The sequence below is a fragment of the Thalassospira profundimaris WP0211 genome (genome assembly GCF_000300275.1).
In the GTDB taxonomy this organism is placed as follows: Bacteria; Pseudomonadota; Alphaproteobacteria; order Rhodospirillales; family Thalassospiraceae; genus Thalassospira; species Thalassospira profundimaris.
This window is the reverse complement of record NZ_AMRN01000001.1, coordinates 81,231-86,304: the sequence shown is the minus strand read 5'-3', so window position 1 is coordinate 86,304 and position 5,074 is coordinate 81,231. Positions and strand designations below refer to the sequence as shown.

At 56.3% G+C, this 5,074-nt stretch carries 5 protein-coding genes; 2 read left to right on the top strand and 3 right to left on the bottom strand.

Going from position 1 to position 5,074, the window contains the following annotated elements; all coding sequences use genetic code 11:
• Window positions 1-86: 86 nt before the first annotated feature.
• Window positions 87-1,085, bottom strand: coding sequence for a tRNA dihydrouridine synthase (locus tag TH2_RS00330; protein WP_008888390.1), 999 nt, complete (start codon window positions 1,083-1,085; stop codon window positions 87-89).
• Between the two features lie 204 nt (window positions 1,086-1,289).
• Here TH2_RS00330 and TH2_RS20870 point away from each other — a divergent pair, with 204 nt between their 5' ends.
• Together TH2_RS20870 and TH2_RS20865 are read left to right on the top strand one after the other, a co-directional pair.
• On the top strand, window positions 1,290-1,439 hold the full coding sequence (locus TH2_RS20870) for a hypothetical protein (RefSeq protein WP_157097702.1): 150 nt from the start codon (window positions 1,290-1,292) through the stop codon (window positions 1,437-1,439).
• Between the two features lie 144 nt (window positions 1,440-1,583).
• Entirely contained in the window at window positions 1,584-1,736 is a 153-nt protein-coding gene (locus TH2_RS20865; protein WP_157097701.1) for a hypothetical protein, read from the top strand.
• Between the two features lie 58 nt (window positions 1,737-1,794).
• On the opposite strand, the gene meaB is transcribed toward TH2_RS20865, so the two are convergent.
• Window positions 1,795-2,850, bottom strand: a complete 1,056-nt coding sequence (gene meaB / locus TH2_RS00325; protein WP_008888389.1) for a methylmalonyl Co-A mutase-associated GTPase MeaB — start codon at window positions 2,848-2,850, stop codon at window positions 1,795-1,797.
• 69 nt (window positions 2,851-2,919) lie between these two features.
• Window positions 2,920-5,073, bottom strand: a complete 2,154-nt coding sequence (gene scpA / locus TH2_RS00320) for a methylmalonyl-CoA mutase (protein WP_008888388.1) — start codon at window positions 5,071-5,073, stop codon at window positions 2,920-2,922.
• Window position 5,074: the final 1 nt, after the last annotated feature.

Genomic DNA, 5,074 nt, shown 5'->3' with positions numbered 1-5,074 from the left:
TCAAGGATCATAAGTCTGATCGAATAAAAACGGGCAGTCACCATGACTGCCCATTTTCTTTTTGGATATTTGACTAGATTGACCTGCTACTCTGCCGCAATAAGATCACTTGTCCGTTGATTTTCCGGCAAGGCCATGTCGTGCCGCAACTTCGCCCGCAGCTCATCAATCGCGCGGATGCGTTTGATCTCGTCAAAACAGACTTCACCCTGGGCGTGGCTTTTGCGGATCAGGGCCATCCATTGCTTGATGCGCCCGGCCTGATGATTTTCCGATGCGCCGTCGGCCGACATCAGATCGCAATAGGCTAGCAACATGGACAGAACATCCGCCCAGCTTTCCTTGGGCAGGTGTGATCCGCCTTCAAATGCCTTGATGCGGTTGGCAAGGTCCGGGGCGGCAATGGCGCCCCTGCCGATCATAAAGCTGTCGCAGCCCGAAATATCGCGGCATTTCTGATAATCCGCGACATCCCAAATCTCGCCATTGCCGGTCATGCCGATTGAGATCGCCTCGCGAATACGTGCGAGGTACTCCCAATGCGCTGGCGGTTTGTAGCCTTCCATCTTGGTGCGCGCATGCACGGTCAGGTGCTGCGCGCCACCGGCCTCAACCGCGCGTGCGATATCAAGGAACATTTCCTTGTCGGAATAGCCAAGCCGGACCTTGGCACTGACCGGGATATGATCCGGCACCGCACGGCGCACAGCCGAGACGATTTCATAGAGGTTTTCCGGGCATTTCAACAGCGACGCACCGGCTTCGCGCTTGTTCACGGTCTTGGACGGGCAGCCGAAATTGATATCAATGCCCGGCGCGCCAAGCTCAACCGCGACAACCGCGTTTTCGCCCATCAGTTCCGGGTCATGGCCCATCAGTTGAACCAGAACCGGCACACCCGACAGCGTCTTGCCACCGTTCAAAAGTTCCGGGCAATAACGATGAAACACGTGTGCCGGAAACAGGTTCTGCGACACGCGGATAAACTCGGTCACGCACAGGTCAAACCCGCCGGCAGCACTCAGCAATTGCCGAACGCGCCAGTCAACAAGTCCTTCCATTGGTGCCAGCACCAAGTGCGTCATCAAGTTTATCCAGTTTCAGAAAATTCGGTTGGCGGGTTTTACCACAAACCGCCCAAACCTGTCGGTGAAAAATCACAGATCAGCCTTGCCGTCCTGCGCGCTCTCGCGCCGAAATACGGCAGAAATAGCGCATTGCTGACACGGTTTCAGCGAATTTGGGGGCTAGCTTTGAATCATCAAAAACAACAATGAAAGGGCATAGACATGCTCTATATCTTTGAAAGCGCACTTGATGAAGTCGAAGCGGTCTCGCGCGAAGCCCGTGAAAAACTCTCCGGCCTTGAACAGGTTTTGCAATCAACCTCCGAAAGCATCCGGGTCCTTCAGGAACGTCTTGAACAGACAGCCGGTTGATAGTTTCGGATCATTCTTGATCCATGTCTTTGAAACGACACATCGGTTGGTCCATGCTGGGTGTTATGTTAACCAGCGTGAATGTTGCCGGTGCCCACGGTGCCGCAGTGACGTCGCCGATAGCAAAACAAGGAGGATTGCAGGATGCTGTATATCGTAGAAAAAGCCCTGGATGAGCTCGAATCCGTGCCGACCGAAAAGCGCGAAGGCCTCAAGCACCTTGATCAGGAAATCAACGATGCGGTCGAGAAGCTCAAAATCCTGAAGGAAAAGCTGAAAGCCGCTGAAAACAAGTAAGCCAGCTGTAGCTTGATGCTTTAAGAGGCCGCGCGTTGTGTGCGGCCTTTTGTTTTGCCTATTTGGCAGAGGTCTTGATCCGGCCCAATAATTCCTCGACCGCAGCAGTCGGGTTGGTGGTGCCCGATAAAACATCGGCCTCAAGCGCCTGAATTCGGCTTGCCACGTCATCACGCGCGGTAAAGGTTTCAAGCAACCGGTCACGCAGCATCGTCCACATCCAGTCATGTTGCTGGCGCGCACGCTTGGCGGCGAACTCGCCTTCCTTTTCCATCACGGCGCGATGCTGGTTGATCAGATCCCAGATGTTATCAAGCCCGTCATTGATCAGCGCTGAAACCATGACCGATTGCGGGCGCCAATGTTTGCTGGTGGGCTGCATAATTCGCAAAGCTGAGGAATACTCACGTTTTGCTTCACGCGCCTTGGCCGGATCGGCGTCGGCCTTGTTGACCGCGATCAGATCGGCAATTTCAAGAACGCCCTTCTTGATGCCCTGAAGTTCATCACCCGCACCGGGCAGCATCAGGACAAGGAAGAAGTCGGTCATCTGTGCGACCATGGTTTCACTTTGTCCGGCCCCGACAGTTTCGACCAGAACCACATCAAAACCGGCCGCCTCGCACAGCAATATGGTCTCGCGCGTCATGCGATTGACCCCGCCCAGATAGCCACTGCTGGGCGAAGGGCGGATATAGGCATTGGGATCAATCGAAAGTTCGTTCATCCGGGTCTTGTCGCCCAGAATGGAGCCACCTGATCGCGCACTGGTCGGATCAACCGCAAGCACGGCGACCTTTTTACCAGCCTTGGTCAGGTTCTTGCCAAAGGCCTCGATAAAGGTCGACTTGCCGACACCGGGAACCCCGGTAATGCCGATGCGCTGCGACCCGCCCGTGTTGGGCATGAGTTCGGCCAGAACGGCCTGTGCCTGTTCGAAATGTTTGGGATTGCGGCTTTCAACCAGCGTAATCGCACGTGACAGAATGGTGCGATCACCAGCCAGAACACCCTTAACGATTTCATCGGTCGAAAGCACACGTCTGCGCACGGCCTTGCGCGGGCTGACCGTGCCGCCCGAGCCTGCAGGTATGGTGCGCAGCGTTTCTTTCACCAGGCGTTCCTTGAATTTGGCGCGTCTCACGCCAGCAAAGCGTTACGTCGAGTTGGAAAGAAGCGGCGATCAGGCCGCTTCCTCGCCAGACTGATTAAGCTTTTCTAGCAGGTCGCCAGCCGCTTCGGCAATGACCGTTCCGGGCGGGAAGATCGCCTCGGCCCCGGCTTCGAACAGTTTGTCGAAGTCCTGCGGCGGGATCACGCCGCCAGCAACAATCATGATGTCTTCACGGCCAAGCTTATCAAGCTCTGCGCGCAATTGCGGCACAAGCGTCAGGTGGCCAGCGGCAAGCGAGCTTGCCCCGACGATATGAACATCGTTTTCAACCGCCTGTTTGGCGGCTTCTTCCGGGGTCTGGAACAGCGGGCCGATATCGACATCAAAGCCAAGATCGGCAAAGGCCGTCGCAATCACCTTCTGACCCCGGTCATGACCATCCTGACCCATTTTGGCGATCAGGATCCGCGGACGGCGGCCTTCATTGGCCTCGAACTGCGTGATCAGGCGATCAACCTTGGCTAGTGCCTCGTTATCGGCCCCGACTTCGGTTTTATAAACGCCGGAAATCGACCGGATCACCGCCTGATGACGGCCATAGACCTTTTCAAGTGCATCGGAAATCTCACCAACCGTGCACTTGGCACGCGCCGCCTCGACAGCCAGTTCAAGCAGGTTGCCATTGCCGGCATCCGCGGCATTGGTCAGCGCGGTCAGGGCACTTTCAACTGCGCCATTATCACGTTCGGCGCGCAGACGTTCGAGTTTTGCGATTTGCTGGCGGCGGACTTCGGCGTTATCGACCTGAAGCACATCAACCGGGCGATCATCAGTCACGCGGTATTTGTTCACACCGACCAAAGTCTGACGGCCGCTATCGATGCGGGCCTGCGTACGGGCTGCGGCTTCTTCGATGCGCATTTTCGGAATGCCGGCTTCAATCGCCTTGGCCATGCCGCCCTGTTCTTCGACCTCGGCGATATGCGCCCATGCCTTTTCCGCCAGATCGCGGGTCAGGCGTTCGACATAATATGAACCACCCCACGGATCGATAACATTGGTGGTGCCGCTTTCCTGTTGCAGGAACAGCTGGGTGTTACGCGCGATCCGGGCCGAGAAATCAGTCGGCAGGGCCAACGCCTCGTCCAGTGCATTGGTATGCAGCGACTGGGTGTGCCCTTGGGTGGATGCCATCGCCTCAACACAGGTACGGATGACGTTGTTAAACACATCCTGTGCGGTCAATGACCAGCCCGATGTCTGGCTGTGCGTGCGAAGCGACAGCGATTTGGGGTTTTGCGGATCGAACTGTTTGATCAGCTTGGCCCAGATCATGCGGGCTGCGCGCATCTTGGCGATTTCCATGAAGAAGTTCATGCCAATCGCCCAGAAGAACGACAGACGGGGGGCAAACTTGTCAATCGGAAGGCCTGCTGCCTGACCGGCACGGGCATATTCGATGCCATCGGCCAGCGTATAGGCGAGCTCAAGATCGGCCGTCGCACCGGCTTCCTGCATGTGATAGCCGGAAATCGAGATCGAGTTAAATTTCGGCATGTTTTGCGAGGTAAAGGCAAAGATATCCGAAATAATCCGCATCGATGGTTTCGGCGGATAGATATAGGTGTTGCGCACCATGAACTCTTTCAGAATGTCGTTCTGAATGGTGCCCGAAAGCTGTTCGTGCTTCACACCCTGCTCTTCGGCGGCCGCAATATAAAGCGCCATCACCGGCAGAACCGCACCGTTCATGGTCATGGAAACCGACATCTCATCAAGCGGGATGCCATCAAAAAGGGTGCGCATGTCATAGATGCTGTCAATCGCCACACCGGCCATTCCGACATCACCTGCGACGCGCGGATGATCGCTGTCATAGCCGCGATGGGTCGCCAGATCGAAGGCAATCGAAAGCCCCTTTTGCCCGGCGGCAAGGTTACGGCGATAAAACGCGTTCGATTCCTCGGCGGTGGAGAAACCGGCATACTGGCGGATCGTCCAGGGGCGCTGCACATACATGGTCGGGTAGGGGCCACGCAAAAACGGCGGCATGCCCGGCATGGTGTTCAGGTGATCAATGCCATCCAGATCCTTGGGGCCATAGGATGATTTGACATCAATGCCTTCTGGCGTGGTCCAGGGCGTGCTTTCAAACGGGTCCTTGGCACCGGCGGATGCGCCATCAAACAGCGGAAGGTCGGAGAAATCAGGAATGCGGGTCATG

Bases quoted from the DNA above. Each gene is read 5' to 3' on its own strand.
- scpA (WP_008888388.1), bottom strand. From the start codon at position 5,073: ATGACCCGCATTCCTGATTTCTCCGACCTTCCGCTGTTTGATGGCGCA.
- TH2_RS20865 (WP_157097701.1), top strand. From the start codon at position 1,584: ATGCTGTATATCGTAGAAAAAGCCCTGGATGAGCTCGAATCCGTGCCG.
- TH2_RS00330 (WP_008888390.1), bottom strand. From the start codon at position 1,085: ATGACGCACTTGGTGCTGGCACCAATGGAAGGACTTGTTGACTGGCGC.
- TH2_RS20870 (WP_157097702.1), top strand. From the start codon at position 1,290: ATGCTCTATATCTTTGAAAGCGCACTTGATGAAGTCGAAGCGGTCTCG.